This window comes from Pseudomonas sp. GT1P32 (assembly GCF_054897805.1).
The window spans coordinates 377,343-403,853 of the sequence record NZ_CM142704.1 but is presented as its reverse complement, the minus strand read 5'-3'; the positions used below and the strand labels follow the sequence as shown (position 1 = coordinate 403,853).

Annotated in this window: 24 protein-coding genes; 13 read left to right on the top strand and 11 right to left on the bottom strand. The window is 60.0% G+C overall.

Translation table 11 applies throughout. The features are described from left to right. Positions 1-92: 92 nt before the first annotated feature. Positions 93-977 carry a LysR substrate-binding domain-containing protein gene (locus ACYZUC_RS01930; RefSeq protein WP_008038922.1) on the top strand — a complete coding sequence of 295 codons (885 nt, stop codon included), beginning with the start codon at positions 93-95 and terminating at the stop codon, positions 975-977. A gap of 400 nt (positions 978-1,377) precedes the next feature. On the opposite strand, the gene ACYZUC_RS01925 is transcribed toward ACYZUC_RS01930, so the two are convergent. Genes ACYZUC_RS01925 through ACYZUC_RS01905 form a run of 5 tightly spaced genes read right to left on the bottom strand, consistent with a single transcriptional unit; the run spans position 1,378 to position 6,090 of the window. Beyond that, positions 1,378-1,836 carry a metallophosphoesterase family protein gene (locus ACYZUC_RS01925; protein WP_461993083.1) on the bottom strand — a complete coding sequence of 153 codons (459 nt, stop codon included), beginning with the start codon at positions 1,834-1,836 and terminating at the stop codon, positions 1,378-1,380. Positions 1,837-1,877: 41 nt separating this feature from the next. Beyond that, positions 1,878-3,002 (bottom strand): agmatine deiminase family protein, encoded by a 1,125-nt coding sequence (locus ACYZUC_RS01920; RefSeq protein ID WP_461993081.1) that lies wholly within the window; start codon positions 3,000-3,002, stop codon positions 1,878-1,880. A 23-nt stretch (positions 3,003-3,025) separates the two neighbouring features. Next, on the bottom strand, positions 3,026-4,123 hold the full coding sequence (locus ACYZUC_RS01915; RefSeq protein WP_461993079.1) for an extracellular solute-binding protein: 1,098 nt from the start codon (positions 4,121-4,123) through the stop codon (positions 3,026-3,028). A 1-nt stretch (position 4,124) separates the two neighbouring features. After that, the gene (aguB, locus tag ACYZUC_RS01910) at positions 4,125-5,033 is read right to left on the bottom strand and encodes an N-carbamoylputrescine amidase (RefSeq protein WP_461993077.1); all 909 of its coding nucleotides are present in this window, start codon (positions 5,031-5,033) and stop codon (positions 4,125-4,127) included. Between the two features lie 4 nt (positions 5,034-5,037). Then, positions 5,038-6,090: an agmatine deiminase family protein gene (locus ACYZUC_RS01905; RefSeq protein WP_461993075.1), complete on the bottom strand. Its 1,053-nt coding sequence runs from the start codon at positions 6,088-6,090 to the stop codon at positions 5,038-5,040. A 134-nt stretch (positions 6,091-6,224) separates the two neighbouring features. Here ACYZUC_RS01905 and ACYZUC_RS01900 point away from each other — a divergent pair, with 134 nt between their 5' ends. Both ACYZUC_RS01900 and ACYZUC_RS01895 read left to right on the top strand, forming a co-directional pair. After that, positions 6,225-7,079, top strand: a complete 855-nt coding sequence (locus ACYZUC_RS01900) for a LysR substrate-binding domain-containing protein (protein ID WP_008027147.1) — start codon at positions 6,225-6,227, stop codon at positions 7,077-7,079. A gap of 90 nt (positions 7,080-7,169) precedes the next feature. Continuing rightward, the gene (locus ACYZUC_RS01895) at positions 7,170-8,063 is read left to right on the top strand and encodes a LysR family transcriptional regulator (protein WP_461993073.1); all 894 of its coding nucleotides are present in this window, start codon (positions 7,170-7,172) and stop codon (positions 8,061-8,063) included. Here ACYZUC_RS01895 and ACYZUC_RS01890 read toward each other — a convergent pair. The 5 genes from ACYZUC_RS01890 to ACYZUC_RS01870 form a co-directional block, all read right to left on the bottom strand. After that, complete coding sequence (locus ACYZUC_RS01890) at positions 8,051-9,223, bottom strand: (R)-mandelonitrile lyase (protein WP_461993072.1); 1,173 nt, start codon at positions 9,221-9,223, stop codon at positions 8,051-8,053. The two genes, ACYZUC_RS01895 and ACYZUC_RS01890, sit on opposite strands and share 13 nt — an antisense overlap. Positions 9,224-9,241: 18 nt before the next feature. Next, positions 9,242-10,297, bottom strand: a complete 1,056-nt coding sequence (locus tag ACYZUC_RS01885) for an alpha/beta hydrolase (protein WP_461993070.1) — start codon at positions 10,295-10,297, stop codon at positions 9,242-9,244. A 59-nt stretch (positions 10,298-10,356) separates the two neighbouring features. Further along, entirely contained in the window at positions 10,357-11,451 is a 1,095-nt protein-coding gene (locus ACYZUC_RS01880; protein WP_461993069.1) for an alpha/beta hydrolase, read from the bottom strand. Between the two features lie 248 nt (positions 11,452-11,699). Beyond that, the gene (locus ACYZUC_RS01875; RefSeq protein WP_461993067.1) at positions 11,700-12,080 is read right to left on the bottom strand and encodes a RidA family protein; all 381 of its coding nucleotides are present in this window, start codon (positions 12,078-12,080) and stop codon (positions 11,700-11,702) included. A 39-nt stretch (positions 12,081-12,119) separates the two neighbouring features. Continuing rightward, complete coding sequence (locus ACYZUC_RS01870; protein WP_461993065.1) at positions 12,120-13,091, bottom strand: bifunctional helix-turn-helix transcriptional regulator/GNAT family N-acetyltransferase; 972 nt, start codon at positions 13,089-13,091, stop codon at positions 12,120-12,122. 207 nt (positions 13,092-13,298) lie between these two features. On the opposite strand from ACYZUC_RS01870, the gene ACYZUC_RS01865 reads away from it, so the two are divergent. The 5 genes from ACYZUC_RS01865 (at position 13,299) to ACYZUC_RS01845 (ending at position 18,916) form a co-directional block, all read left to right on the top strand. Then, entirely contained in the window at positions 13,299-14,609 is a 1,311-nt protein-coding gene (locus tag ACYZUC_RS01865) for a flavin-containing monooxygenase (protein ID WP_461993063.1), read from the top strand. 21 nt (positions 14,610-14,630) lie between these two features. Continuing rightward, positions 14,631-15,047, top strand: a complete 417-nt coding sequence (locus ACYZUC_RS01860; protein ID WP_008027166.1) for a RidA family protein — start codon at positions 14,631-14,633, stop codon at positions 15,045-15,047. A gap of 155 nt (positions 15,048-15,202) precedes the next feature. Further along, positions 15,203-15,880: a DUF1028 domain-containing protein gene (locus tag ACYZUC_RS01855; protein ID WP_461993061.1), complete on the top strand. Its 678-nt coding sequence runs from the start codon at positions 15,203-15,205 to the stop codon at positions 15,878-15,880. Continuing rightward, on the top strand, positions 15,877-17,028 hold the full coding sequence (argE, locus tag ACYZUC_RS01850) for an acetylornithine deacetylase (RefSeq protein ID WP_461993059.1): 1,152 nt from the start codon (positions 15,877-15,879) through the stop codon (positions 17,026-17,028). The genes ACYZUC_RS01855 and argE overlap by 4 nt, the downstream gene beginning before the upstream one ends. Before the next feature lie 472 nt (positions 17,029-17,500). After that, positions 17,501-18,916, top strand: coding sequence for a purine-cytosine permease family protein (locus ACYZUC_RS01845; protein ID WP_461993057.1), 1,416 nt, complete (start codon positions 17,501-17,503; stop codon positions 18,914-18,916). A gap of 12 nt (positions 18,917-18,928) precedes the next feature. Here the strand turns inward: ACYZUC_RS01845 and ACYZUC_RS01840 are convergent, their stop codons facing one another. After that, positions 18,929-19,153, bottom strand: coding sequence for a hypothetical protein (locus ACYZUC_RS01840; RefSeq protein ID WP_461993055.1), 225 nt, complete (start codon positions 19,151-19,153; stop codon positions 18,929-18,931). Between the two features lie 353 nt (positions 19,154-19,506). Here ACYZUC_RS01840 and ACYZUC_RS01835 point away from each other — a divergent pair, with 353 nt between their 5' ends. The 5 genes from ACYZUC_RS01835 to ACYZUC_RS01815 all read left to right on the top strand — a co-directional run bounded on the left by ACYZUC_RS01835 (position 19,507) and on the right by ACYZUC_RS01815 (position 26,462). After that, on the top strand, positions 19,507-20,817 hold the full coding sequence (locus ACYZUC_RS01835; protein WP_461993053.1) for a nucleotide sugar dehydrogenase: 1,311 nt from the start codon (positions 19,507-19,509) through the stop codon (positions 20,815-20,817). Positions 20,818-20,874: 57 nt separating this feature from the next. After that, on the top strand, positions 20,875-22,356 hold the full coding sequence (locus ACYZUC_RS01830) for a glycosyltransferase family 2 protein (protein WP_461993052.1): 1,482 nt from the start codon (positions 20,875-20,877) through the stop codon (positions 22,354-22,356). A 64-nt stretch (positions 22,357-22,420) separates the two neighbouring features. After that, on the top strand, positions 22,421-23,635 hold the full coding sequence (locus ACYZUC_RS01825; RefSeq protein WP_223415517.1) for an alginate biosynthesis protein Alg44: 1,215 nt from the start codon (positions 22,421-22,423) through the stop codon (positions 23,633-23,635). Continuing rightward, positions 23,632-25,032 (top strand): alginate biosynthesis protein AlgK, encoded by a 1,401-nt coding sequence (locus ACYZUC_RS01820; protein WP_461993050.1) that lies wholly within the window; start codon positions 23,632-23,634, stop codon positions 25,030-25,032. The genes ACYZUC_RS01825 and ACYZUC_RS01820 overlap by 4 nt, the downstream gene beginning before the upstream one ends. A gap of 41 nt (positions 25,033-25,073) precedes the next feature. Next, on the top strand, positions 25,074-26,462 hold the full coding sequence (locus ACYZUC_RS01815; RefSeq protein WP_461996799.1) for an alginate export family protein: 1,389 nt from the start codon (positions 25,074-25,076) through the stop codon (positions 26,460-26,462). Positions 26,463-26,511 lie beyond the last annotated feature (49 nt).

Genomic DNA, 26,511 nt, shown 5'->3' with positions numbered 1-26,511 from the left:
GGTCAGCCTCAGGTCGTCGGCGAAGCCAATGATCCTGCAGGTTTCGACGCCAAACAAACGGATAATCCTGCCGCTATCGATGACTTTTACGAATGAATTACCGCCATCTCACCCCTTCCATGTCCTTGCTGCTGGCGTTTGAAGCCGCCGCCCGGCATGAAAGCTATACCCGCGCCGCGCTGGAGTTGTCACTGACCCAAAGCGCCGTCAGCCGGCAAGTCCAGGCGCTGGAGCAGCAACTGGGCCTGACGCTGTTTCGTCGCGAAGGTCGGCAGGTGCAATTGACCGACGTCGGTCGTCTTTACCAGCGGGAAATGAGCGACGCGCTTGGGCGCATCCGCAGCGCCACATTGCAGGCGCTGGCTTATCAATCAGGCAGCGGCACCTTGCGCCTGGCCACTCTGCCCACGTTCGGTTCGAAGTGGTTGTTGCCGCGCCTTCATGACTTCTACAAAACCCATCCCGGCATGCTGGTGCACATCAACTCCCGGATCGAAGCCATCGACTTCGAAACCAGTGGCATCGATGCCGCGATCGTCGTCGGCACGGCTGACTCTCCGGGCCTGATCAGCCATCGCCTGCACACGGAAGAGTTGATGGTGATCATTTCTCCAGAAGCGGCCGAGGCCCATGACGCCTGGACCCCGGAACGCATCGGCGGACAGACGCTGCTCAACGTCGCGAACAACGCCAACGTCTGGGGCGAGTGGTTCAGCCACCACGGCCTGCCCCATCGAATGATGCGGCTGGGGCCGAGCTTCGAACTCACTTCACACTTGATCCAGGCCGTGAGAGCGGGCATTGGTATCGGTCTGGTGCCACGAATCCTGGTGACCGACGAGCTGGCCAACGCCGAGTTGATCAGCCTGGACCAACCCTTCGCCAGCCAGCGCAGTTACTACCTGACCTATCCACCGCGCAACGAAAGGCTACCGTCGCTGATTGCGTTCCGTACCTGGTTGCTGGCGCAGATATGACGACGTCCGTCGATGCACCGCGTCGCCTGGATCGCCAGCAAGCCGGCTCCTACAGTGCAGCGGTGTACACAAGATCCAGCCTCACCCCAATCCCGTAGGAGCCGGCTTGCTGGCGATGGTCGTCAACGATTAAGCGCATCTACAAGATAAACGCGACGCCTGTGAATCCATCGCCGGCAAGCCAGCTCCTACAGTGCAGCGGCGCACACAAGACCCAGCCTCACCCAAACCCTGTAGGAGCCGGCTTGCTGGCGATGGTCGTTAACGATTAAGCGTTTCTACAGGATAAACGCGACGCCTGTGAGTCCATCGCCAGCAAGCCGGCTCCTACAGTGCAGCGGTGTACGCAAGACCGAGCCTCACCCAATCCCGTAAACGAGCCATTGTTGCTTCGCGCACATCACTCCAGCAGCGAGACCAGGCGGGGCTCTATTGCCGTCTCGAATACCTCCAGCAACGCCAATGTCACCGGCAGCTTGAAGCGCCTGCGTCCCGCACTGCCCGGATTGAGATAAAGCACTTCGCCGCGCCATTCGATGCGTGGCTTGTGCGAATGGCCGGTGATCACCAGTTTTATACCGGCATCTAACACGACCGGGACATCAGCGATGTCGTGCACCAGCAACGCCTCCCACCCGTTCAAGTCGAAACGCAGGCAATCCGCAAGATCCTTTGCCCAGGGAGCATCAAGATCATTGTTCCCGCGCACGACGTGCAATGGAGCGATTGACCCCAGCTGCTCAAGGATTTCGGAGCTTCCGATGTCACCCGCATGAATGATCCGTTCACATCCCTCCAAAGCCGCAAGGGCCTCAGGGCGGAGCAATCCATGGGTATCGGAAATCACGCCAACCTTCATACAAAGCTCCCGACCAGGCTCAAGCAGTGGAGCATCGCAGACTAAACCAACGGCTGATGACTGGTCACACAATGAATACCGCCACCGCCGGCCGAGATCGCGTCGATGTTGAGCTGCACCACCTCTCGCTCCGGATAGAGCCTGGACAACAGATCAAAGGCTTTGGCATCTGCCGCCTTGTCACCAAACTCCGGCGCAATCACCGCGTCGTTGATCACGAAGTAGTTGATATAGCCGGCTGCAAAGTCCGGGTTGTTGCGGTTGAATTTGCTCTTTCGTGGATTGAGCGGCGGCGACACCGTATGCACCCGCAGCTTGCGGCCATCGGCATCGGTGGCATTTTTCAGAATTTCCAGATGAGCCCGCGAGACCTTGTAATCATATGACTCGGGGTCGTTGTCGAGGTTGGCGATCACCACGCCAGGCTTGACGAAACGGGCGTAGAAATCGACATGGGCATCGGTGATGTCCTTGCCCTTGATGCCCGGCAGCCAAATGATTTTGCGCAAGCCCAAGCGGGCTTTCAGCTCTTCCTCGACCTCGGCCTTGCTCCAGTCCGGGTTGCGATTTTTATTGATCCAGCTGCTCTCGGTCATGATCCCGGTGCCGTGACCATCCACTTCGATACCGCCGCCCTCGCCTACCAGTTCGCTGCGCAGGTAACGCGCATCCGTGGCATCGGCCACCTGTGCCGCCAGTTGCGCATCTTCGCTGTGCTGCTGTTTGTTGCCCCAGCCGTTGAAGTTGAAATCCACGGCGCCAAGTTCGCCCTTGTCATCAATGACAAAGTTGGCGCCGATGTCGCGCATCCAGATGTCGTCGAGTTCGGTGACGACGTAGGTGATGTTGCTCTTGCCGCAATGCTCTTCGGCCAGGCTCCGCTCGTGTTCGCGACAGAAAACGGTAACCGGTTCATGGCGGGCGATGGTGCGCGCAATCAGGCCAATGGCCGCTTGCACGTCGGCGGTGAAATCCTCCCAGATCGCCTCTTGTGCACCAAAAGCAATGAAGGCCCGCTCGTGGCGATCGCCCTCATCCGGCATGCGCCAACCGACTTGGGTGGCTGCTTGCACGGACAAAGGCATCAGGCCAAAACCGATGGAGGCAACCGCCCCCATCCCCGCCACGACCGAAACCTGCTTGATGAACTCGCGACGCGTCGACATGTAGTGATCCTTTGAAAATTGACTCATTTCGCGGTGGCCGTCTTGAACTTGGTCCAGGTGCGCATCCGCGCGCGCATATCGGACTGGGGAATGTCCTTGCCCGGAATCAGCCGTGCATAAGTGGCTTCATCGAGATAGATATCAGGATTATTGCGCATGCTCGCATCGACGTCCGGACGGGCCTTGGCATTGGAGGTCGGGTAACCAGTGAAGTTACTGATGGCGGCCATGTTCTGCGGGCGCATGACGAAATTGATGAACGCATAAGCGTACTCCGGATGTTTCGCATCGACCGGAATGGCCATGGTGTCCATCCACACGGTGGTGCCTTCACGGGGGATGCGGTACTCGAATCGGGTGCTTTTGCCGGCGCTGTCTGACGTCCGTTGCGCCTGGGTCATGTCGCCGCTGTAACCGAGCGACACGCACAGGTTGCCGTTCACCAGATCGGTCACCGGTTGCGACTGGAACTTGCGAATGTGTGGCCGCAGTTTCATCAGCAATTCACTCGCCGCCGCGAGATCTTCGGGCTTGGCGCTGCGCGGTTCCCGACCGAGGTAATTGAGCACCACGGCGAGCACTTCGTCCGGTGAGTCGATCATCGAAATACCGCAGTCGGCAAACTTGCCGGCCAGTTCCGGCTTGAACAACATATCAAGGCTGTTCACTGGAGCATCGGGCAAGCGCTGTTTGATCTGCTCATCATTATAGGTCAGGCCGATGGTGCCCCACGTGTAAGGCACGGTGGCCTGACTCGAGGTTTCATACTGCCTGCGCAGTTTCTGCAAACCGGGCTCGATGTCGTCCAGCGCGGTGAGTTTGCTGCGGTCCAGCGGCAGCAGGCTCCCGGCGCGCATCAAGCGTTCGGCCACCGTGTCGCCGGGGAAGATCAGGTCATAACCGCTGCCACCGGCGAGCATCTTGGCTTCCAGCGTTTCGCTGCCATCCATGACGTCATAGATCACTTTGATCCCGGTTTCAGCGGTGAATTTCGCCAGCGTGTCCTCGGCGAAATAATCGGCCCAGTTGTACAGCCTGAGGGTTTTCTCTTCGGCGTGCAGCGACGACGAGGCCAGTGCCAACCCCAAGGTGCCGAGCAACAACGTGTGCGCAATGCCCATATCAAACTCCTTGAGTGTTCCAGCGTGCATGAAGGTGACGACCGTCCTGACTCAACAGCGCCCCGTACATCTCAGGGCGACGGTCGCGGTAGATGCCCCAGCTCAGGCGCTCTTCGCGCATGGCGCTCAAGTCCAGGCTGTGCACCAGCACGCCGGTGCTGTCACGGTCGGCCTCGGCGAGCATTTTGCCCTTGTGATTGCAGATGAACGACGAGCCATAGAAGTTCATTTGCAAGGTCGGATCGGTGGTCGCCGCTTCTCGGCCGACGCGATTGGCGGCCACCACCGGCAGGATATTCGCGGCCGCATGGCCACGCATGGTCATCTGCCAGTGGTCACGGGAATCCAGCTCGGCGCAGCCAGGTTCAGAACCGATGGCGGTGGGAAACAGCAAGACTTCAGCGCCCATCAACGCCAGGCAACGCGCGGTCTCAGGGAACCACTGATCCCAGCAGATCCCCACGCCGAGGCGCCCGAACGCGGTGTCCCAAACCCGGAAACCGGTATCGCCGGGGCTGAAGTATTCCTTCTCCTGATAACCGATGGCGTTGGGGATGTGGGTCTTGCGATACACGCCCAACAAGCGCCCGTCGGCATCGGCCACGCTCAGAGAATTGAAATACGCGTTGCCGGCCTTCTCGAACCAGCTCAGCGGCAGCACCACGCCCAACTCCTTGGCCAACGCGGCAAAGCGTTTGAGTACACGGCTGTATTGATATTCTTCGGCCAGTGCCAAGTGTTTGTGGTTTTGCTCGATGCAGAAATACGGCGTGGCAAACAGCTCCTGCAACAGGATGACCTGAGCGCCCTTGGCCGCGGCCTCGCGAACCAACTGCTCGGCAAGGTCGAGGTTGTGCGGCAAGTCCCAGGTGCAAGGCATTTGGGTGGTGGCAATCGTCAATAGGGTCATGGCATCAACCCTTCACTGGCCAGGCAGGCTGCTGCTGGGTGATGCAATGCACCCCGCCGCCGCCATGGGCCAGATGGTTGATCCGCACCGGCACCACTTCACGCCCAGGGAACGCCTGAGCCAACACTTCGGCCGCTGCGTTATCGGCATCGATGCCATAGGCCGGCATGATGATCGCGTCGTTGGCGATGTAGAAATTGGTGTAGGAGGCACAGAACACTTCCGCCTCAGTGTCCACCGCATCGGTGGCTTCATACAGTTCGATCAGCTCGAACTTCCGGCCTTGGGCATCGGTGGCCAGCTCCAGCGCGCGGCGGTTCTCGCGGGCCACTTCGGCATACACCGACTGCTTGTCGTGGGTCGCGTCCACCAACAACACGCCGGGGCGCGCAAATGCGCAGACACCATCGACATGGCCGTCAGTCATGTCGCCGGTCACGTAGTCCGGATCACCCGGCAGCCAGATGGTTTTCTTCACGCCCAGCAGACGCGTGAAAATCTCCTCCATTTCAGCCTTGGTCATCCCGGGGTTGCGATTGGGATTGAGCAACACCGACTCGGTGGTGATCAGCGTGCCCTCGCCATCGACATGGATCGCCCCGCCTTCGTTACTCAGCGGTGTGCCGAAGCACGGCAAGCCCAGGTGATTGAGTGCGCGGCGCGCCAGGCCTTCATCCAGATCGTGCGCCGACTTGCCGCCCCACGCGTTGAAACGCCAGCTCACACCGGCCAGCCCTTGTTGCGGGTGGCAGACGAAGCTTGGGCCGGAGTCGCGGCACCAACTGTCGTTTACCGCCAATTCGATAAGCTCGATGTTCGGACCACAAAGCGCCTTGGCACTCGCGACAGCCGACGGATCAACGACCATTTTCACCGGTTCGAAACGGGCGATGGCGTTGGCTACCCCGGCGAAGTCCTTTTGCACTTGCGCCAGGGTGACGCGCCAACCCGACTCCCAGAGTGCCTGATTGTGTGGCCAGACCATCCAGGTCGCTGCGTGCTTTACCCATTCTGCCGGCATCAACCAGCCGCTGTTCTGAAGTTCGTTCTGCTGCATGACAATCGCCCTTGAGTTAAGTCATTGTGTTCAATGAAAATGACCTTTGCGGTCCTGGCATGCATGCTACGGCTGTAAAAACGGGCGAACAAACGATGGATTTTGCAGAAAAGTGATTAGAGGAACTTATCAATATGCTCAAGCACTGGCCCCCGCTCAGCACCCTTCGCGGCTTTGAGGCAGCTGCCCGCCTGGGCAGTTTTCACAAGGCCGCCGACGAGCTGCACCTGACCCAGTCGGCGATCAGCCAGCAGATTCGAACGCTTGAGGCGTACCTTGAACAGCCGCTGTTTTTTCGCAGTGGGCGCAGCGTCAGCCTGACCGATGCCGGCCACGATTTGCTCAGCACCACGCAGGCGTTGCTGCAGCAATTGTCGGTCGGCATTCGTCGCCTCGGGCAATACCAGAAACCCAATCAACTGGTGCTCAACACCACGCCGACGTTCGCTCGTCATTGGCTGCTGCCACGTCTTGGGGATTTTCGCCGACAGCATCCGGAAGTCGATCTGTGGATTTTCAGCACCGATGAAGTCCCGGACATGACCACCCAGACCATCGACCTCGCGGTGCGCGATGACATCAGCTCCCAGGCCGAATGCAGCTTCAAGGTGCTGCACGCAGACCGCCTCTACCCGGCGTGTCACCCCGATGTATTGGCGGTGCCCATCGAACAGCGCACCACCCTGCACGGCGAGCGGGAAATGGACTGGAGCCATTGGGACGTCGAGGCCGGCATCGATGTGGGACAGAAGGATCAGGGCTTGAATTTTTCCGACCCCGGATTGCTGCTGGACGCGGCGTGCGCGGGGTTAGGGATTGCGCTGGTCAGCCAGCTGTTGAGTCGGCAGGCGCGTGACAACGGATTGCTGCAACCGTTGGTGGAGGAAACCATTCGTGGGCCGAACTGGGCGTTGTTGACGCATCGGGACAGTGAGAACAATCCGTTGGCGCGAAGCTTCATCGAGTGGCTGCTGAACAACCTGACGTGACGCGGTCTTTCGACATCCTGCAAAGCGTTTTCGCAGGCCTCAAGGTAAGCTCCTCGTTCCTCTTTGGAAACGTGACCCAGGGACGTATAAATGACCGTTGAAAGCTACGACCAACTCGCGATCTTCTCGGCCGTGGCGCAGGAGCGCAGTTTCACCCGCGCCGCTGCCAGGCTGGGCATGTCACAGCCCGCATTGAGCCGGGCCATGCGCCAGTTGGAGGAGCGACTGGGGGTCAGGTTACTTTCTCGCACCACGCGCAGCGTATCCCCCACGGAAGCGGGCGAGCATCTGCTGAAAGTGATCGCCCCAAGGTTCGAAGAGATCGACATCGAGCTGGCATTGCTCAGCGAATTCCGCGACAAGCCCGCAGGCAAACTGCGTATTACCGCCGGTGAACATTCCGCGATTACGATCCTGCACCCGGTACTCGCGAAGCTGCTGCCCGACAATCCCGATCTCAATATCGAAATCATCGTCGACTACGGCCTGACTGACATTGTGGCGGAGGGCTTCGACGCCGGCGTTCGGCTGGGTGAACAAGTCGCCAAAGACATGATCGCAATGCGCATAGGTCCCGACATGCGCATGGCGGTTGTCGGCTCCCCGGCGTATTTCGCCCGGCATTCAAAGCCAGACATCCCGAGCGACCTCATGCAACACAACTGCATAACCTTGCGCATGCCGACTTACGGCGGCCTCTTTCTCTGGGAGTTCGAGAAGGATGGGCAAGAACTGAACGTACGCGTCGAAGGCCAAATGGTGTTCAACAACATCGCCATGCGCATGGAGGCCGCCCTTCAAGGGTTGGGGCTGGCCTATATGCCCGAAGACCTGGTGCAGGAGCATATTGCGCAAGGCCGGTTGATTCGGGTACTCGCAGATTGGTGCGAACCGTTCTCCGGGTACCACCTCTACTACCCGAGCCGGCGCCAGAGCTCACCCGCCTTCACACTGCTGCGCGAAGCCCTGCGCTATTTGGGCTGATTTGCCTGGGCAGCATTCAGCGCCTCGTCGGCACGTTTGGCCGCATCGGCATGACCTTGCTCCGCCAGCAGCCGGACCAATTGGCGCAATTGCGAAATGCTCAGGCCGACCCGCAGGCTCGCGGCCATGTGCGAACGCAGCTGCGACTCCACACCGGGAGTGACGGCCAACGCGGCGACCGTGGCCAACTCACGACTTTGCCAGTCCAGGTTGTCGCGCTCGAAAATATCGCCGAACAAATGCGCCTGCAGGTACTGGTTGATGACAGGTGCAAAGTCGAACAGCGGGCCCTGAACAGGCGCACCGGCAATGCGGGTCTGATTGGCCTTGCCCACCGCCAGCAGCTCACCACCGGTGGGAATGACGCGACCGGGCTCGCGCCCCGGATCGTCCTGGATGCCGTTTTTCTTGCGCGCCTCCACAACCCTCATCAGTTCGCCAAGTGCGTTGAGACTGCGGGGAAAACCGGTGTAGGCGTAGAGCTGCACCAGTATTTCCTTCGCCTCGCTGACGGTCAGGCCCGCGTCCAGCCCCTGATTCAATGCAGCATTCAGCCCCGGCATGTTGCTGCTGGCCATGTGGGCAGCAATCAGCGGGATGGCTTGCTGCCTCGCGGACAGCACCTCGGAAGCGAGATTTTCGGTGGACATTGATGTCGGCGTCACGGGTTCGTGGGCGTGGTATTGATCGTCGGTGACTTTCTCCAGCCAATCCACACTTTTGCCATTCACAGCACCGGTCACCGCCAGGTGGGTCATGGCACTTGACGGTGCGGCACCGTGCCAATGCTTGACGCCCGGAGGGCAGACGATCACGTCCCCGGGGAGAATTTCCTGCACAGGCTTGCCCCACTCCTGGGTCAAGCCCACACCGGAAACCACCACCAATCGCTGGCCTGCGGGATGGGTGTGCCAGGCCGAACGCGCACCCGGCTCGAAGGTCACGTAGGCGCTGGACGCATTGATTTCATTCGTGACGGGGAACAAGGGGTCGACGCGCACTTGCCCGGTAAAATAATCCGCCGGTCCCGCTGTGGAAGACTGGGAGCCTGCGCGACTGATCTGCTGAACGGACCGGGACTCACCGGCATTCTCAGCACCCGCAGCGCTGGCGAAGGGCGCTGCGACGCAAACCGCGATCCCCAAAAGAGTGTTTTTCATAATGACCGATCCCTCAAGTCAGAGCGTTCTGGCGTAGAACGCGTTCAACTGCGCAATGGCGACGTCCACATACTCAGGCACCCAATAGGTTTCGATATGCGTCGCGCCATCGATGGTGAACAGCTTCTTGTCCTGAGTACCGGTGGCCTTGGCAAAGGCTTGCTCCGACATATACAGGCTGTCCGCCTTGCTGCCTGCGATCATCAGCAACGGCTTGTCGAACAGTTCGATCTGATCCGTCGCATCGAAGCTCATCAGGTCCAGCAGGCTGCTCAAGGTGTATCTGAAGGTCGAGTTGGGGTGAGCATGAGTCTTGCCGTAGTACTCAAAACCCTGCCGATACAAATCAAATGGCAGCCTGGCGATCTGCTCGTCGGTGAGTTTGGCATCGCCGGTGTAGAGAACTTCTCCGCCTGCCGCTTCCTGGGCACGTGCGACCGAAGCCTGCTGTAAACGCTCCTGAACGGTGGACAGCTGCGAATCCCTGTAGCCATTGCGCCGTACCAGCCCGGAATTGAACATGCTCACCGTTGCGATGGACTGGAAGCGCTTGTCGGTTTGCGCCGCCTTCAATGAATAGCCGCCACCGCCGCAGATACCGAGCAAGCCCAAACGCGAGCCGTCGGCGCCCGGATAGCCGGCGATAAAATCCGCCATTCCATGGATGTCTTCGACGCGGTTCGCCGGTTTGTCGACGTTGCGCGGCTGACCGCCACTGCCTCCCTGATACGCCGCATCCGCAGTGATCGTGATGTAACCCTGATCTGCCAGACGCTGGGCATACAGGCCTGCGACTTGCTCCTTCACCCCGCCATTGGGATGCGCCACGACAACAACCGGGTACTTCTTCGCCGAGTCATAGTTCGCGGGGGTGTAAACGTTGGCGGCAATGTCCAGGCCATCGAGTTTGTAGGTGACCGGATGGATGTTGACCTTGCCGGGCTCGTTCTTAGTCAACGCGCCACCGTAGGTCAATGTGAATGGATTCTGCTTGTAGTCCCCGGCCTCTGCTTCGGCTCCGGACATTCCGATCATGGCGGCCAGGAATGTGGCCTTTATCGTGGTTCGCGTCATATGAATATCCCGTCAATTTCAGTTTCCAAGGTGCACGGCAGCCATGGCCGTGCGCGTCATCAATCAAGGTCTTTTTCTGCGAGGAAGGTCGAAACCAGATCCGCGATCTCGATGTTGTTCATGTCCGAGAACGGGAAGTGGCTATTGCCCTTGATCCCGATCTCCGGCAAGTGGATGAGCCTGACGTCACCGCCATGGCGATTCACCGCATCACGCCACAGGCGCGCCATCTCAAGTCGCGCGCGCCAACTGTCCTGAGCCGGCAAACGAACCGGTTTGTCAGGGATGTTGTCGCCGTAGAAGATGAGGATGGGGATACGGGTCAACGCTTCGAACTGCGTCTTCGAGACGGTCTGTGCCGAGACTGTGTCGAACGCGCTGGGGATCGGCGCGGGAATCTCGCCTTCCGGAAACACAAAGCTGCTGCCCGGTTCAAATGCGACGATAGCCCGCACATTGTGGCTCTTGATCGCCGTCAGCCAACCGGGCCCGCCACCTTGCGAGTGGGTAAACAGAATGGCCGGTCCTGTCTTTTCCAGCAGCGCGGATACGCCATCGGATACGACCTCAATGTCATAAGGACCGGTGTTGGGTGTCATCGAGCGGAAGAACTGCTCCAGCGCCTGCGGCCCACGAGGGAATTGGCTGCCTTCGAAAGTGTCGGGCCACAGGCCAATGCGGAACTGGTTGAACCACATCTGCTCGTCCGCAACCGGCTTGATCGTCGTTTCAACCAGACTGCGTCCTGCATCGCCACGGCGCGGCTGGTCGATCAACCAGGTGGAGAAGCCACGACGCAGGAAGATGTTCTGAAACCCTTCACGTCCGTCAGCCGTCGTTTCCCAGGATTTCGCAGACTGCCCCGCGCCATGCCACATGACAATCGGCAACGGGCGGGCGTCAACCGGGACCTGGTAGAACGCATACACATGGTCGCCATGGTAGCTTTGGCCATCAGACAGGGCAGGCTTGTAGGGGTCAAAGATGCCCGGCTGAGTCTCAACCCTCCCGCCGGCAATCACGCTGCCCTGCTCCTTGATAACCAGCGGACTGCGCTGGTCCGCTTCGGCGACCGCTGAGGTGCACAGGGCAAAGCACAGGGTGCCTGCCTTTGCCAGGGCTGAAACACGATAGAGAATAACGGGATGGGTCATGGGGTGCTCTCGGCGAGAAAACGCAGAGAAGCAACTTACCCTTAGGCTATTGATTGATAAACAGTACTAATCGGATAGAACTAATACCAAAATCACATAAATGTGATGAAAATGCGCAACACTTTCCCTGTAGGAGCGAGCCTGCTCGCGATGGAGGTCAACGATAACGCGGGCTTTCTGAATAAACGCGTTGCGCCTGAGTTCATCGCGAGCAATCGAGCGTCGACCGGCTGCTCCTACCATTTTGCTCAGCCCTTGGCTGCCATCGCGGTCACTTCCACACGCATGCCTTCAACCGCCAGCGACGCCACGCCAACAGCCGCACGCACCGGCCACGGTTTGGCGAAGAAGCGCTTGTACACCTCGTTGAACGCGGCGCGGTCGGCCATGTCGGTGAGGTAGATGGTCAGGTGCATGACGCGGTCCATGGAACTGCCGGCGCGCTCCAGCGCAACCTTCAATGCCTGCAACGTGCATTCGCTCTGCAGGGTGATGTCGCCCAGTTCCAGGCTGCCGTCGGCGCGGGTCGGGATCTGCGTGGAGACCAGGATGCCGTTGAAACCGGTAACGTCAGAGGAGATGGAATCCGCGTCGGGATCAGGGGTGAAGGTGATGTCTTGGTTCGCCATGGGGTTCTCTTGTTCGAGGAAGTAAAAAGTGTGGGGAGTTTACAGCTTCACCGGGTGACTTGCGCCTCCCCTGCGGCGGGTGAATTGCTGTTCAGTCACCACGCTGCCCCACTGACTGCCTTGTTGTTCGTGGGTCAGCTCAAAACCTGCGGCTTCATAAAGTCGACGCGCGGCCTCCAGACCCTTGAACGTTGCCAGCTCAATCGCCTCGAAGCCGAACCGGTCGCAGAACTCCACCGCCTCGCGCAGTAACTGACGACCAACCCCGCCACCACGGCAACCGTCGTCAAGGATGAACCAGCGCAGGTGGGCCTGGTTGTTGCCCAGATCCTGCCCGTCGATGGCGATCGAGCCGACGATGCGATCATTCACTGTCGCCACCCAGAGGCTGTTGCAGGGCTGGTCCAGACGCCCCACGAACTCAGCGATGCCACTGGCGACCTTGCTCTCGAAGAACTGCCCGAACCCTGAGTGCCTCGCGTAAAAGGCGGCATGCATTTCAGTCACACGCCCAACGACGCCAGGACGGTAACCGGCGCTGATCTCGACCGGGTTGCCCGGCGCTTTACCTTCGCCGGTACGGTGTGCATTCAGGGCGTGGGCATACGCCGCCAGCCCCTGGGCGACCGCTTGTTGTTGTGATGGATTCAAGTGTTCCAGCGCCGTTTGGACTTGCGTTCGCCCGTAAGCATGGATCGCAGCCACCGTGCGCCGGCCCTGCTTCGTCAATTGCAGGCGCTTGACGCGACCATCGCTGTCGGCACTTTCCACCAGCTCGCCGGCCTTGATGAGCTTGGCCACCATGCGGCTGACACTGGACTTGTCCAGATCGAGCAATTGCACGAGTTGAGCGGCGGTCAGCGCCAGGTGTGCTTCGATTTCCAGCAGCGTGTGTACGGCTGAAGGCGAGTAGTCGGTCGCCGCCAGCGTGGCGCGCATGAAGCCCAACTCACGCACCATCGTGCGCGACGCAGAGCGGATTTCTTCAACCAGAGCGGGATGAGTGGTCACTTCAGGCCTCCCCTGAAAATTAGTTGCACCATACAACCATATTTCAGCGTGGAGGTTCAACAGGCGCTGAGTCAAACGCTCTGCATCAGTTATTTATACTCAAATGCCAGCTTAATAATATTTTACCGATAACAGGGTCATCCCTAGTCTTGAGCCCAAGAAATGGCAGGCCGTTCGCGACCTAAATCCAACTCGAAGGGTATAGAGATGACCACTGAAAAAATAAAAACAGATACGCTGATTGTTGGTGCCGGTCAGGCTGGCGTGGCCATGAGTGAACACCTGAGCAAACTCGGCGTGCCGCACCTGGTGCTGGAGCGCAGCCGTATCGCCGAGCGCTGGCGCACCGGGCGCTGGGATTCGCTGGTGGCGAATGGTCCGGCGTGGCACGACCGTTTTCCGGGCCTTGATTTTGACGACCTGAGCCCCGACGAGTTTGCACCGAAAGAGCGTGTGGCCGATTACTTCGAAGCCTACGCAAAGAAATTCAACGCGCCGATCCGCACCGGCGTGGACGTGCTGAAAGTTGAACGCAACGTTGGCCGTCCGGGTTTCACCATCGAAACCTCTGAAGGCGTGATCGAGGCCAACCGTGTGGTCGCCGCTACCGGGCCTTTCCAGCGGCCGGTGATTCCGCCGATTGCGCCGCAGGATCAGCCCTTCCTGCAGATCCACTCCGCCGATTATCGCAACCCGCAGCAACTGCCTGAAGGCGCAGTGCTGGTGGTTGGCGCGGGCTCGTCCGGCGTGCAGATCGCCGATGAATTGCAGCGGGCCGGCAAGCAGGTTTACCTCTCCGTCGGCGCCCACGACCGCCCGCCTCGCGCCTATCGCAACCGTGATTTCTGCTGGTGGCTGGGGGTGCTTGGCGAGTGGGATCAAGCGGCGATGAAGCCCGGTCGCGAACACGTGACCATCGCGGTCAGCGGCGCACATGGCGGCCGTACGGTGGACTTCCGTGGCCTCGCTCATCGCGGCATGACGCTGGTCGGCCTGACCCAGGCGTTCAACGGCGGCGTGGCGACCTTCCAGCCGAACCTGGCCGAGAACCTGGCGCGTGGTGACGAAAATTATCTGGCGCTGCTCAACGCCGCCGACGTCTACATCGAACGCAATGGCCTGGACCTGCCGCAAGAACCGGAAGCACGCATCACCTTCCCCGATCCGGACTGCGTGACCCATCCGATTCTTGAGCTGGACCTGGCCAAGGCCGGCGTGACCTCGATCATCTGGGCCACCGGTTTTGCCACGGACTACAGCTGGCTGAAGGTGGACGCCTTCGACGACAAGGGCAAGCCGCAGCATCAACGCGGTGTGTCGAGCGAACCGGGGGTGTACTTCCTCGGTTTGCCTTGGCAATCCCGTCGCGGATCTTCGTTCATCTGGGGCGTTTGGCATGACGCCAAGTACGTGGCGGATCACATCGCCATTCAGCGTTCGTACCTCGACTACCACGATGCGGCGCAACGCGAGGCGGAATTTGTTTCGCTCGTACCTAAAAAAACCGTCAGCGCTTAAGCCATTTCCCAGGAGCTTCACATGTCCACGCCAACCCATACCCGTATTCGCATGTTCAACACCAAGGAAACCTACCCGAACCAGAGCCTGGACAATGACCTGTGCCAGGCGGTCCGCGCCGGCAATACGGTTTATGTCCGCGGCCAGGTCGGGACTGATTTCGAAGGCAATCTGGTAGGCCTTGGTGACCCGCGTGCGCAAACCGAGCAAGCCATGCGCAACGTCAAGCAGTTGCTGGAAGAGGCTGGCAGCGACCTCAGTCACATCGTCAAAACCACGACTTACCTGATCGACCCGCGGTATCGCGAGCCGGTGTATCAGGAAGTCGGGAAGTGGTTGAAAGGCGTGTTTCCGATTTCTACCGGGTTGGTGGTGTCGGCGTTGGGGCAACCGCAGTGGTTGATGGAGATTGATGTGATTGCGGTGATTCCCGAGTAAGGAACCAGACCGAGTCGCGGCCATCGCGAGCAGGCTCGCTCCCACAGGGGATCTTCAGTGGTCACGGAATTGTGTACGACACAAATCCAATTGTGGGAGCGAGCCTGCTCGCGAAGAGGCCCGCCCAGACACCTCATTTGCCAAGGAGAAATCCCATGACCTTTTCCATCGCCGCCCGTTGCCCCGAAACCGGTCAGTTCGGCATCGCCATCAGTTCCTCCAGCATCGCCGTCGGCGCCCGCTGCCCGTGGCTGCTGCCGGGCGTCGGCGCCGTCTCCACGCAAAACATCACCCTGCCCTCCCTCGGCCCGGACGTCCTCGCCCTGATGGAGCAAGGCCTCGCCCCCTTCGATGCGCTGGACAAGGTCCTCACGCGCAACGGCTACAGCCAATACCGGCAGATCACCGCCATCGACCACCTCGGCCAGACCGCCCACTTCAGCGGCGCGCAAACCCTGGGCAACCACAACGCCGTGTACGGCGAACAATGTGTGGCCGCCGGCAACATGCTTGCGGACCGGGGCGTGATCGAGGCGATGGTCGAAGCCTTCGAACACGGCGAAGGTCAACTGGCCGACCGCCTGCTCGCCGCGATGAAAGCCGCCATCGCCGCTGGTGGCGAAGCCGGGCCGGTGCATTCGGCAGCGATGGTGGTGGTCGGCGAACTGACCTGGCCGATCATCAACCTGCGGGTCGACTGGGCGGACAACGATCCAATCGGTCAGCTCGAAAAACTCTGGGATGCCTACCGCCCACAAGTCCAGGACTACATCGACCGCGCCCTCGCCCCGGACAAATCCCCCGGCTACGGCGTCGCCGGAGACGACCGATGAGCAGCAGCCGCGACGTGCTGCAAACCCTGGTGGCGTTCGACACCACAAGCCGCGAATCGAACCTGCAGCTCATCGAGTTTGTCCGCGACTATCTCGCGAGTCTCGATGTGCCTTGTGAACTGATCTACAACGAGCAGCGCAGCAAGGCCAATCTGTTTGCCACGATCGGCCCGGCGGACAAGCCGGGCATCGTGCTCTCGGGACATACCGATGTGGTGCCCGTCGATGGCCAGCCGTGGACCGTTGCGCCGTTCGAACTGACCGAGCGCGATGGCAAGTTGTATGGTCGCGGTACGGCGGACATGAAGGGCTACATTGCTTGCGTGCTTGCCATCGTTCCCTCCCTGGTGAACGCCTCGTTGCGACTGCCGGTGCACATAGCGCTTTCGTACGATGAGGAAGTCGGCTGCCTCGGTGTACGCTCCTTGCTGGCGGAGCTGGAACAACGCCCGGTCAAACCGATGCTGTGCATCATTGGCGAGCCGACCGAACTGAAACCGGTGCTCGGGCACAAGGGAAAACTGGCGATGCGCTGCGATATTCACGGTGAAGCGTGCCATTCGGCGTATGCGCCGCTTGGGGTCAATGCCATTGAGTACGCCGCCGAATTGATCGGTGAGTTGGGACGGATTGGCAACCGACTCAAAGCGTCCGAGCATCACGATGCGCGTTTCGACCCGCCATTTTCCACCGTACAAACCGGTGTGATTTCCGGTGGCAAAGCCTTGAACATCGTCCCGGCCGATTGCCGGTTCGACTTCGAAATCCGCGCGTTGCCCTCGCATGATCCAAGTGAAGTCGCCCAGCAATTGAAAGCTTACGCTGAGCAGCAAGTGCTGCCGCGAATGCGTGCGGTAAGTGAACAGAGTGAGATTCGCTTCAGTGAGTTGTCGGCGTATCCCGGATTGGCAACGGATGCACACAGCGAAGCGGCTGAGTTGATCGCTGCATTTTCCGGCTCCAGGGAATTTGGAACAGTGGCCTTCGGCACCGAGGGCGGCCTGTTCGATGCCGCAGGAATCCCCACCGTTGTCTGCGGACCTGGCAGTATGGATCAGGGCCATAAACCGGATGAGTTCGTCAGCCTCGAACAATTGAACCGCTGCGATGAAATGCTGCAACGAATGCTCGCGTTCATCAGCCTGTAGGAGCCAGCTTGCTGGCGATGGCGCCTTCAAAATCGCCATCGCCAGCAAGCCGGCTCCTACAGGTTGTGTGGTGATGCAACGATCCCGAACACCCCAAATAACCTTGTAGGAGCCAGCTTGCTGGCGATGGCGGTCTCACAATCGCTATCGCCGGCAAGCCGGCTCCTACAGGTTGTGTGGTGATGCAACGATCCCGAACACCCCAAACAACCCTGTAGGAGCCGGCTTGCTGGCGATGGCGGACTAACATTCAACACCTGTGTTGAATGACACTCACCCATCGCGAGCAGGCTCACTCCTACAGGTTTTTCGGCTGCCCGGCGGCCTACTTTTTTTAACGTCTGTACCAACAAAACTACTAATTTATCTATCCCACCCCACCGCACATCATCAACTCCAACAAGAAAAGCGTCGCCCCACGCGGCGCTCACCGAAGTACGTCCACGTACTCAAAATTGCCTTGGAGTCCGTCATGGTTACCGCAGCAACAGCCCCCGCCCCGCTCATCGAAAAACACACCATCGGCTACGTGCCACCCGAAGATCGCCACGGCAAAACCCGTGACCTGTTCACCCTCTGGTTCGGCGGCAACATCGCCCCGCTGCCCATCGTCACCGGCGCCCTTGGCGTGCAGATGTTTCACCTCAACCTGGTGTGGGGCATTGTCGCCATCCTCGTCGGCCACCTGGTCGGCGGCGTGTTGATGGCACTGCACTCGGCGCAAGGCCCGCAGATGGGCATCCCGCAAATGATCCAGAGCCGCGCCCAGTTCGGCTCCCTCGGCGCGCTGCTGGTGGTGCTGATCGCCGGCATCATGTACATCGGCTTCTTTGCCTCCAACATCGTCCTCGCCGGCAAGTCCCTGCATGGCGTGGTCGACAGCGTGCCGGTGCCGGTGGGCATCGTCATCGGCGCCCTCGGCTCCGGCATCATCGGCATCATTGGCTATCGTTTCATCCACGTGCTCAACCGCATCGGCACCTGGGTGCTCGGCGCGGGTATCGTGCTCGGCTTCGGCTACATCTTCACTCACGTGCAGACCGCCGACTTCCTCACACGCGGCAGCTTCAATATCTCCGGTTGGCTCGCCACCGTATCCCTTGCCGCGCTCTGGCAAATCGCTTTCGCGCCTTACGTCTCCGACTACTCGCGCTACCTACCGGCCAACGTGCCCGTCGCCGCAACGTTCTGGACGACATATCTGGGCACCGTGCTCGGTTCCAGTCTTTCGTTCATCTTCGGCGCCGTTGCCGTCCTCGCCACGCCCGTCGGCATGGACACCATGGACGCCGTCAAACTCGCCACCGGCTCCATCGGCCCGTTGATGCTCGTGCTGTTCCTGCTCAGCGTCATCAGCCACAACGCCCTCAACCTCTACGGCGCTGTGCTGTCGCTGATCACCCTGGTGCAAACCTTCGCCTACCGCTGGATCCCCACCGCCAAAAGCCGCGCCTTTCTGTCGATCATCCTCCTCGCCGCCTGCTGCTTTGCCGCCGTCGGCGCCTCCGCCAACTTCATCGGCCACTTCGTCGACATGGTGCTGGTGTTGCTCGTGGTGTTGGTGCCATGGACCGCGATCAACCTGATCGACTTCTACGCCATCCACAAAGGCCAGTACGACATCAATTCGATTTTCAAAGTCGATGGCGGCATCTATGGCCGGTACAACCCGCAGGCACTGTTGGCGTATGCGATCGGGATCGTGGTGCAGATTCCGTTCATGAACACCCCGCTGTACGTCGGGCCGATTTCGGAGCACATCAATGGGGCTGACCTGTCCTGGCTGGTGGGCCTGATCATCACCTCGCCGCTCTACTACTGGCTGGCCAATCGCGACACCGCGTACAAGCGCCGCCTCTCCACCGGAAAACTGGCCAATAGCCTTTAATCCCCCCACATTTCAACCGCAATAAAAAACCGCATTGATGCGGTTTTTTATTGCTTGATCATATTTTGCAGCTCCAAGAGATTGACTATCACGCACAATGAAAACGCCAATAAAACCTATATTAAAAAATTGACGTGTTTCAGCAACTTTACAACATAAGAAAAACTTGATTGACCTGATTACAAAACTGTAAAGCTGGCGTTGCACTGCGCCAGTGCCGATTCGAAAAAACGACATAGCCTCTCGCCTGATTTTGGTGCATAAATACATAGCCTATTCATATGCATTATTGAAATAAGTTATCTATCTATCTGTTTTTAATGGTGTTTTTTATTGACTACCTACGCATTGTCTTTTGGCACTTTCCTTGTAACCCCCACTCTTTATATTGCTGGCGCGAACTGTTCGAAATTCCTGTTAAAAAAAATGACAGTACCAGGAAGATGTTTGTCTACACTCTTGGTTCTGCGTTTGCGGACCCGAAAAACAAGTTGAACCAAACTGCCGCTTAGTTAGCCAAATAGAGCAACTGTCGGCCTGTGTGGCATGCCGATGGCCATCCGAAATCCGGGTATATGGGGAACTTACCAATGCGTATCAGCATATTTGGTCTGGGGTATGTGGGCGCTGTATGCGCGGGCTGTCTGTCTGCTCGCGGTCATGACGTAATCGGGGTGGATGTCTCGCAAGTCAAGATTGACCTGATCAACCAGGGTAAATCGCCTATCGTCGAGCCCGGCCTGGAACCGCTGCTCGAACAGGGAGTGAATTCGGGGCGGCTACGCGGCAGCAGTAATGTAAAGGCGGCCGTGATGGACACACAGATGTCGTTCCTCTGCGTCGGTACGCCCTGCAAGAAGAATGGCGATCTGGATCTGGTCTACATAGAGTCGGTCTGCCGCGAGATCGGCGAAGCCCTGCACACCAAGGACAGTTGGCATACGGTGGTGGTGCGCAGCACCGTGTTGCCGGGCACCGTGAAGAATGTGGTGATTCCGATACTGGAAGACTGTTCCGGCAAGAAGGCCGGGGTCGACTTCGGTGTGGCGATCAACCCGGAGTTCCTGCGTGAAAGTACGGCGATCAAGGACTACAACTGTCCGCCCATGACAGTGATCGGTGAACTCGACCAACGCAGCGGTGACCTGCTCGCCACGCTCTTTCAAGAGCTGGACGCACCGCTCCTGCGTCGCAGTATCGAAGTGGCCGAGATGATCAAGTACACCTGCAATGTCTGGCACGCGACCAAAGTCACCTTCGCCAATGAGATCGGCAATATCGCGAAGGCTGCCGGCGTGGACGGTCGCGATGTGATGGACGTGGTCTGCCAGGACACCAAGCTCAACCTGTCGCGTTATTACATGCGTCCCGGATTCGCGTTCGGCGGTTCCTGCCTGCCCAAGGATGTGCGTGCGCTGAACTACCGCGCCGGACAACTGGATGTCGAACACCCGCTGCTGGCGTCGATCATGCGCAGCAATGCGGCGCAGGTTCAGCGAGCCTTCGACATCATCACCAGTTACGGCAAGCGGCGTATCGCCCTGCTCGGCCTGAGCTTCAAGGCCGGCACCGATGACCTGCGCGAAAGCCCGCTGGTGGAGTTGGCCGAAATGTTGATCGGCAAGGGCTACGACCTGCACATCTTCGACCGCAACGTTGAATACGCGCGCATCTACGGCGCCAACAAGGACTACATCGAATCGAAGATTCCGCACCTGGCTTCGCTGCTACGCGCTGACCTTGTGAAGGTGATCGACGAGGCGGAGGTGATTGTGCTTGGCAACGGTGACGAGTCCTTCAGAGCCCTCGCGCTTGATGTGCCCGAAGGCAAGCGGGTGGTTGACCTGGTGGGTTTCATGCCACACACCAGTGACGATCAGCTCGAAGGCATCTGCTGGTAAGAACGGCACCGAACTGCAACCCGGGCAATACGGGTTTATCGAACAGGAGTCACGGGTATGGCTGATGCCAGGGATTACTTGCGCGAAGCGGCGGGCTGGCTGTTTTACGTCACCGCGTTGCTGGGGCTTGCATTGCTGCTGCCGCGCTCAGTGTTCGATCCCCAATCCAGGGACTTTCTCCTGTTGCTGGGGGCGGTCGGTATCTGGCGTTATTCGATGGGGGCTGTCCATTACATACGAGGGTTACTGTTCCTTTATCTGGTGTTCCCCTACTACAGACGCAAAGTCACCCGGCTCGGCAGCATTGCCGACCCGTCGCACGTATTTTTGCTGGTCACCAGTTTTCGGATCGAGGCGTTGACCACGGCGCAGGTGTATCGCTCGGTGATTGAGGAGGCCATCGGTTGTGGTTACCCGACCACGGTGGTCTGTTCCATCGTCGAGCTCGCCGATGAATTGCTGATCAAGGCGCTCTGGGACAGCTATACCCCGCCGGAGCAGGTCAAGCTGAGCTTCGTGCGGATTCCCGGCACCGGCAAGCGCGATGGACTGGCCCATGGTTTCCGGGCGATCTCCCGGCACGTGCCGGACGCCGATGCGGTGGTGGCCGTGGTCGATGGCGACACCGTGCTCTCCGCCGGGCTGGTACGTCAGACCGTGCCCTGGTTCAAGCTTTTTCCGAACGTCGGCGGGTTGACCACCAATGAGTTCTGCGAAGTGCGCGGCAGCTACCTGATGAGCGAATGGCACAAGCTGCGGTTTGCCCAGCGGCACATCAATATGTGCTCGATGGCACTGGGCAAGCGCGTGCTGACCATGACCGGGCGGATGTCGGTGTTCCGCGCCCAAGTGGTGACCGATCCCGGCTTCATTCAAGACGTCGAGCGCGATTATCTGCAGCACTGGCGCCTGGGACGTTTCCGCTTTTTGACCGGTGATGACAAGTCCAGTTGGTACAGCCTGATGCGGCTGGGCTACGACACCTTTTATGTGCCCGATGCGGCGATCAACACCGTCGAGCATCCACCGGAAAAGAACTTCATCAAGGCCAGCCGCAAGCTGATGTTCCGCTGGTATGGCAATAACCTGCGGCAGAACTCACGGGCCCTGCACCTGGGTGTGCGGCGGCTGGGCTGGTTCACCTCGGTGGTGCTGCTCGACCAACGCGTATCGATGTGGGCCAGCCTGCTTGGGCCGTCGGTGGCGATCATTGCCAGCCTCAAATACAGCATCGCCTACTTGCTGATTTATGTGCTCTGGATCGGCGTGACGCGCCTGATCCTGAGCCTTCTGTTGCTGGCGTCGGGGCACCCGGTCGGGCCGGCTTATCCACTGATTCTCTATTACAACCAACTGGTCGGCGCGATGGTGAAGATCTATGTGTTCTTCCGTCTCGACCAGCAATCGTGGACGCGCCAGAAAACCAAACTCGACCGTGGGCTGGCGAGCTATCAGCGCTGGTTCAATACCTGGTCGTCGCGGGCCATGACGTTTTCGGCCGGCAGCGTGTTTTGCGCGCTGCTGATGTGGATTGTGTAGTGCAGGTGTCAGGGCCGTGGCAGGCCGTGCCGGATCGGACTCAATCGATGGGAAGGAACGCGTTATGAACACAGCTTTTGTTGCTGTTGATGACAATGTCGTGCACGAGTCGGAGGTGCAGCGTCAGCATGCGCGGCTCACTCTACCGGCGAGGATCAAGTTTCACGGGCCGGACCGGGAGCCGTTCGATTGCGAGCTGATCGACTTGTCAGCTGGCGGATTCAGCCTGAGTCAGCCGGGTACAACGCTGATCGTGGGCCGGCAACACAAAGGCAAACTGGTGTTCCAGGTCGATGCGCTGGGGTTTGCCATCGACGTGGAGTTTGTCGTGCGCTCGATTAACGACGAAGGGCAGCGCATAGGTTGCGAGTTTCAAAACCTGCGCCCTCGTGCGATTTCCGCCTTGCGTTACGTGATCACCTCTTACCTCTCGGGCGGGGTGATCAGCCTGGGTGACATGCTCTCGACCCAGCAACGCGACAACTTCACCAAGCCGCGAAAGCACGAAAGCGGCCACGGCATGGGCATTCTCGCTCGCGTGCGGGCCACCGCGGTAAGCCTGCTGATGTTCCTGGTGGGACTGTTTGCCTTTGGTTATGTGGTGCACCAGTTGTATGGCATTTATTTCGTCACCCATGCCGAATCGGCGCGGGTCAACGTGCCCGGCCAGTTGATCGGCCTGCCGCGCGACGGCAGTGTCAATTCGTTAGTCAAAGTGGGGTCGGTGGTGGCCAAGGGCGCCCCGCTGGCGACCTTTTCCGCCTCGTTGCTGGATGTGATGAAAGGCAACCTGCCGCCCGGACAGGCGACCCCGGAAAACCTTGAGCGCCTGTTCAGCCGAACCCTGCAAGGTTCGTTGACCAGCCCATGCGATTGCCGCGTGGTGTCGCAACTGGTGCCGGACGGCCAGGTCGTCGGCAAGGGCACCACGGTGTATGAGTTGATGCCAATCGACGGTGTGGCAACCATCGAGGCGCGTTTTCCCTACAAGAATTTTGCCAAGATCCAGCCTGGCAAGGCGGTGAGCTTCCAGTTGATCGGCGAAGAACAGCCACGCGCGGGCAAAATCACTGCGGTGGCGCTGGACAACGGCGGCCTGGCCTCGGACCTGCGGGTCACCATTGAGCCTGACAGCCCGTTGCAAACCGATCAGGCCGGACGGCCGGTGGAGGTCAGTATCGAAGACCTGCAAGGCAATGTCTGGGTGCAGAGTGCCTCGGCGGCCAATGCCTGGGTGAAAAACACCTGGGCGAATAAAGTCATGGCGGCCGGAAAATGAACGGCGCATGGCGATCGGGGCTGCGGTTTTCCGCGCTGGCCGCGGCCCTGACAATGATTCATGGGTGCGGCACCCTCCCCGATCAAGGCTTGGCGCGCGAAGCCATGGCGCGCGGCGATTATGAAACGGCTCGCAAGAACTACGCGCCGCTGGCCGAAGAAGGCTATGCCGACGCGCAGGCCGGAATGGGCGACTTGACGGCCTCGGCGGGCGACCCGGCGAGCCTGAAAGAGGCTGAGGGATTGTACCGGCAGGCCGCGCCGGAATCGGTCAAGGCGCAGTCACGTCTGGGCCGCGTGTTGCTGCGTCAGGGACCGACGGATCCCAAGCAAGTGCAAGAGGCCCGGCAATTGCTGGAAGGTGCGCTGGACAAAGGCGAGTTCAGTGCAGTGGTGCCGCTGACCTTGTTGTACCTGGGCTACCCGCAACTGACGCCTGGGGTGGATCCGCAACAGAAGGTCAACGGCTGGCGCGCCCAGGGCATTGTCGAGGCGGACATGGCGCAAATCCTGATTTACCGCAATCAGGGCACCTATAACGCTCACCTGCCGCAGATCGAGCAGATGTGCCGGGCGCGATTGGCGGTACTCGATGCCTGTTATGTGGAGTTGGCCACCATCAACCGGATGCGCGCCCAATCCAAGGCGCAAGCCGACTTGCTGGCGCAGATGCGCCAGGGTTGGCGCGAAGGACGAGTAGCGCCCTTGCGGGTCGAGTCGGTGGCGCGCGTTCTGTCGACACCGACACTCGAAGGCCCGGCCGATCCGCAAAGCGCCCAACGCCTGCTCGAGGAACTGGCACCCGAGTATCCACCGGCCTGGACCAGCCTGGCTCGGCTGATCGACGACTACCCCGCCCAAGGCGATGCGCCGCAATTGCTCTCGGCCTTGCAGCGCGGGCGCGAAGCGGGCGATCCACGGGCGGAACTGTTGACCGGGCGCCTGTATTACCTCGGCAAATGGCTGCCGCAGGATCCGCGTCTGGCGCAAGAGCACCTGCTCAAGGCGGCCGCCGCCGGTGAAGTCGGGGCGCATTACTACCTCGGCCAGTTGTACCGGCGCGGTTATCTGGGCCAGGTCGAACCACAGAAAGCGCTGCAACACTTGCTGCTGGCAGCCCGCAACGGTTCGCCCAATGCCGACCTGGCGCTGGCGCACATGTTTTCCGACTCACGCGGGGTCAAGGTCAATCGAATCAATGCTTTTGTCTTTGCGCAACTCGCGCAACGCCAGGGCGTGGTAAATGCGGGGCCAGTGCTGTCGGCCGTGCAGTCGGGGATGACCCCGGCAGAGAGGAAAATCGCGCAGCCCTTACTTGAGGAAGAAGCTCAGGCCCGTCTGACGGGCGCGGCTCTCGCCAGGCTGCAAACTCCGGAAAATGGACAGGACTTACTATGAAACAAGCACTGTTGGCAGGTTATGGTCTGGGAGTTTCGCTGATGTGCAGCGCCGGTCTGGTGCTGGCGGCGGAAGTGGCGCCGAAGAATTTCGGCCTGGATGTGAAGATTACCGGTGAGTCGCAGGACGACCGGGACCTGGGCACTGCACCCGGTGGCACCCTCAACGATATTGGCCTCGACCTGCGCCCCTGGGCCTTTGGCCAATGGGGCAACTGGAGCGCCTATGTGATGGGCCAGGCGGTAGCGGCGACCGACACCATCGACACCGACACCGTGAACAACGGCGTCGACGACAGCAACACCCGTGAAGCGGATGACAGCTACCTGGCGCTTCGCGAGTTCTGGGTCGATTATTCGGGCATCACGGCCTATCCGGGCGAGCATCTGCGTTTGGGTCGCCAGCGTCTGCGCGAGGACAGCGGCGAGTGGATGGACACCAACATCGAAGCGCTCAACTGGACCTTCGAAACCACATTGCTGCGCAGCCACCTCGGCGCCGCTCAACGTTTTTCCGACTACCGCACCGACCTGGACGACCTGGCGCCGGAAGACAAAGACCGTTCCCATGCCTTCGCCGACATCTCTACGCAATGGACGCCCAATAATTGGGTCGGTCTGCGTGTACATCACTCGGAAGACAGCGGCAATCTGCCGGATCCCGGTGAACAGCTCGATGCACTCGACAAAACCACCACCGGCAGCCTGACCTGGGTCGGCCTTGAAGCGAACGGTGACGGCTACAACTATCGCTCGACGATGCCGCTCAATTACTGGATCAACGCAACCTGGCTGACCGGCGATCGCGACAACCTCAACAGCGTGATCGTCCCTTCCGGTAATCGAATCGCGACGGGCCACACCAGCGGCGACGTCAATGCCTGGGCCGCGGACCTGGGCTTGCGCTGGAACATCGATGACGCCTGGCGCGTCGGTGCTGCCGCCGCCCGTGGCGATGGCGGCGGCAACGACCAGGAGAACCAGTTCCAGCAAACCGGCCTGCAAAGCAACCGCTCCAACTACACCGGCACGCGCTCACGCGTACACCGCTTCGGCGAAGCCTTTCGCGGTGAACTGAGCAACCTCCAGACCGCGACGCTGTTCGGCGCCTGGTCGTATCGCGAGGACTACGACGCCAGCCTCGTCTACCACCGTTTCTGGCGGGTCGACGACCAGACGGAAACCGGCGACGACGGGATCATCAATGCGGCGCTGGTGGACGGCGAGAAGGACCTGGGCCAGGAAGTCGATCTGGTCATGACCAAGTACTTCAAGCAAGGCCTGTTGCCCGCGAGCATGGTGGATTGGGTCGACGAACCTTCGGCACTGATCCGCCTGCGCCTGGGCGTGTTCTTCCCCGGTGACGCCTACGCCAACGACACCGATTCGAGCATGCACCGGGCGTTCATCGATTTCATCTGGAAAATCTAGAACCCGGTGGTTGCCCGCGCTGAAACCATCGCGGGCAACGGCACATTGA

Excerpts from the sequence above, each read along its gene's own strand:
- ACYZUC_RS01915 (WP_461993079.1), bottom strand. The coding sequence starts at position 4,123 with ATGGGCATTGCGCACACGTTGTTGCTCGGCACCTTGGGGTTGGCACTG.
- ACYZUC_RS01930 (WP_008038922.1), top strand. The coding sequence starts at position 93 with ATGAATTACCGCCATCTCACCCCTTCCATGTCCTTGCTGCTGGCGTTT.
- ACYZUC_RS01900 (WP_008027147.1), top strand. The coding sequence starts at position 6,225 with ATGCTCAAGCACTGGCCCCCGCTCAGCACCCTTCGCGGCTTTGAGGCA.
- ACYZUC_RS01840 (WP_461993055.1), bottom strand. The coding sequence starts at position 19,153 with ATGTCGTTTTTTCGAATCGGCACTGGCGCAGTGCAACGCCAGCTTTAC.
- argE (WP_461993059.1), top strand. The coding sequence starts at position 15,877 with ATGAGCAGCAGCCGCGACGTGCTGCAAACCCTGGTGGCGTTCGACACC.
- ACYZUC_RS01885 (WP_461993070.1), bottom strand. The coding sequence starts at position 10,297 with ATGACGCGAACCACGATAAAGGCCACATTCCTGGCCGCCATGATCGGA.
- aguB (WP_461993077.1), bottom strand. The coding sequence starts at position 5,033 with ATGACCCTATTGACGATTGCCACCACCCAAATGCCTTGCACCTGGGAC.
- ACYZUC_RS01835 (WP_461993053.1), top strand. The coding sequence starts at position 19,507 with ATGCGTATCAGCATATTTGGTCTGGGGTATGTGGGCGCTGTATGCGCG.
- ACYZUC_RS01825 (WP_223415517.1), top strand. The coding sequence starts at position 22,421 with ATGAACACAGCTTTTGTTGCTGTTGATGACAATGTCGTGCACGAGTCG.
- ACYZUC_RS01865 (WP_461993063.1), top strand. The coding sequence starts at position 13,299 with ATGACCACTGAAAAAATAAAAACAGATACGCTGATTGTTGGTGCCGGT.
- ACYZUC_RS01905 (WP_461993075.1), bottom strand. The coding sequence starts at position 6,090 with ATGCAGCAGAACGAACTTCAGAACAGCGGCTGGTTGATGCCGGCAGAA.
- ACYZUC_RS01920 (WP_461993081.1), bottom strand. The coding sequence starts at position 3,002 with ATGTCGACGCGTCGCGAGTTCATCAAGCAGGTTTCGGTCGTGGCGGGG.
- ACYZUC_RS01880 (WP_461993069.1), bottom strand. The coding sequence starts at position 11,451 with ATGACCCATCCCGTTATTCTCTATCGTGTTTCAGCCCTGGCAAAGGCA.
- ACYZUC_RS01820 (WP_461993050.1), top strand. The coding sequence starts at position 23,632 with ATGAACGGCGCATGGCGATCGGGGCTGCGGTTTTCCGCGCTGGCCGCG.
- ACYZUC_RS01925 (WP_461993083.1), bottom strand. The coding sequence starts at position 1,836 with ATGAAGGTTGGCGTGATTTCCGATACCCATGGATTGCTCCGCCCTGAG.
- ACYZUC_RS01855 (WP_461993061.1), top strand. The coding sequence starts at position 15,203 with ATGACCTTTTCCATCGCCGCCCGTTGCCCCGAAACCGGTCAGTTCGGC.
- ACYZUC_RS01860 (WP_008027166.1), top strand. The coding sequence starts at position 14,631 with ATGTCCACGCCAACCCATACCCGTATTCGCATGTTCAACACCAAGGAA.
- ACYZUC_RS01830 (WP_461993052.1), top strand. The coding sequence starts at position 20,875 with ATGGCTGATGCCAGGGATTACTTGCGCGAAGCGGCGGGCTGGCTGTTT.
- ACYZUC_RS01845 (WP_461993057.1), top strand. The coding sequence starts at position 17,501 with ATGGTTACCGCAGCAACAGCCCCCGCCCCGCTCATCGAAAAACACACC.
- ACYZUC_RS01890 (WP_461993072.1), bottom strand. The coding sequence starts at position 9,223 with ATGAAAAACACTCTTTTGGGGATCGCGGTTTGCGTCGCAGCGCCCTTC.
- ACYZUC_RS01895 (WP_461993073.1), top strand. The coding sequence starts at position 7,170 with ATGACCGTTGAAAGCTACGACCAACTCGCGATCTTCTCGGCCGTGGCG.
- ACYZUC_RS01815 (WP_461996799.1), top strand. The coding sequence starts at position 25,074 with ATGTGCAGCGCCGGTCTGGTGCTGGCGGCGGAAGTGGCGCCGAAGAAT.
- ACYZUC_RS01875 (WP_461993067.1), bottom strand. The coding sequence starts at position 12,080 with ATGGCGAACCAAGACATCACCTTCACCCCTGATCCCGACGCGGATTCC.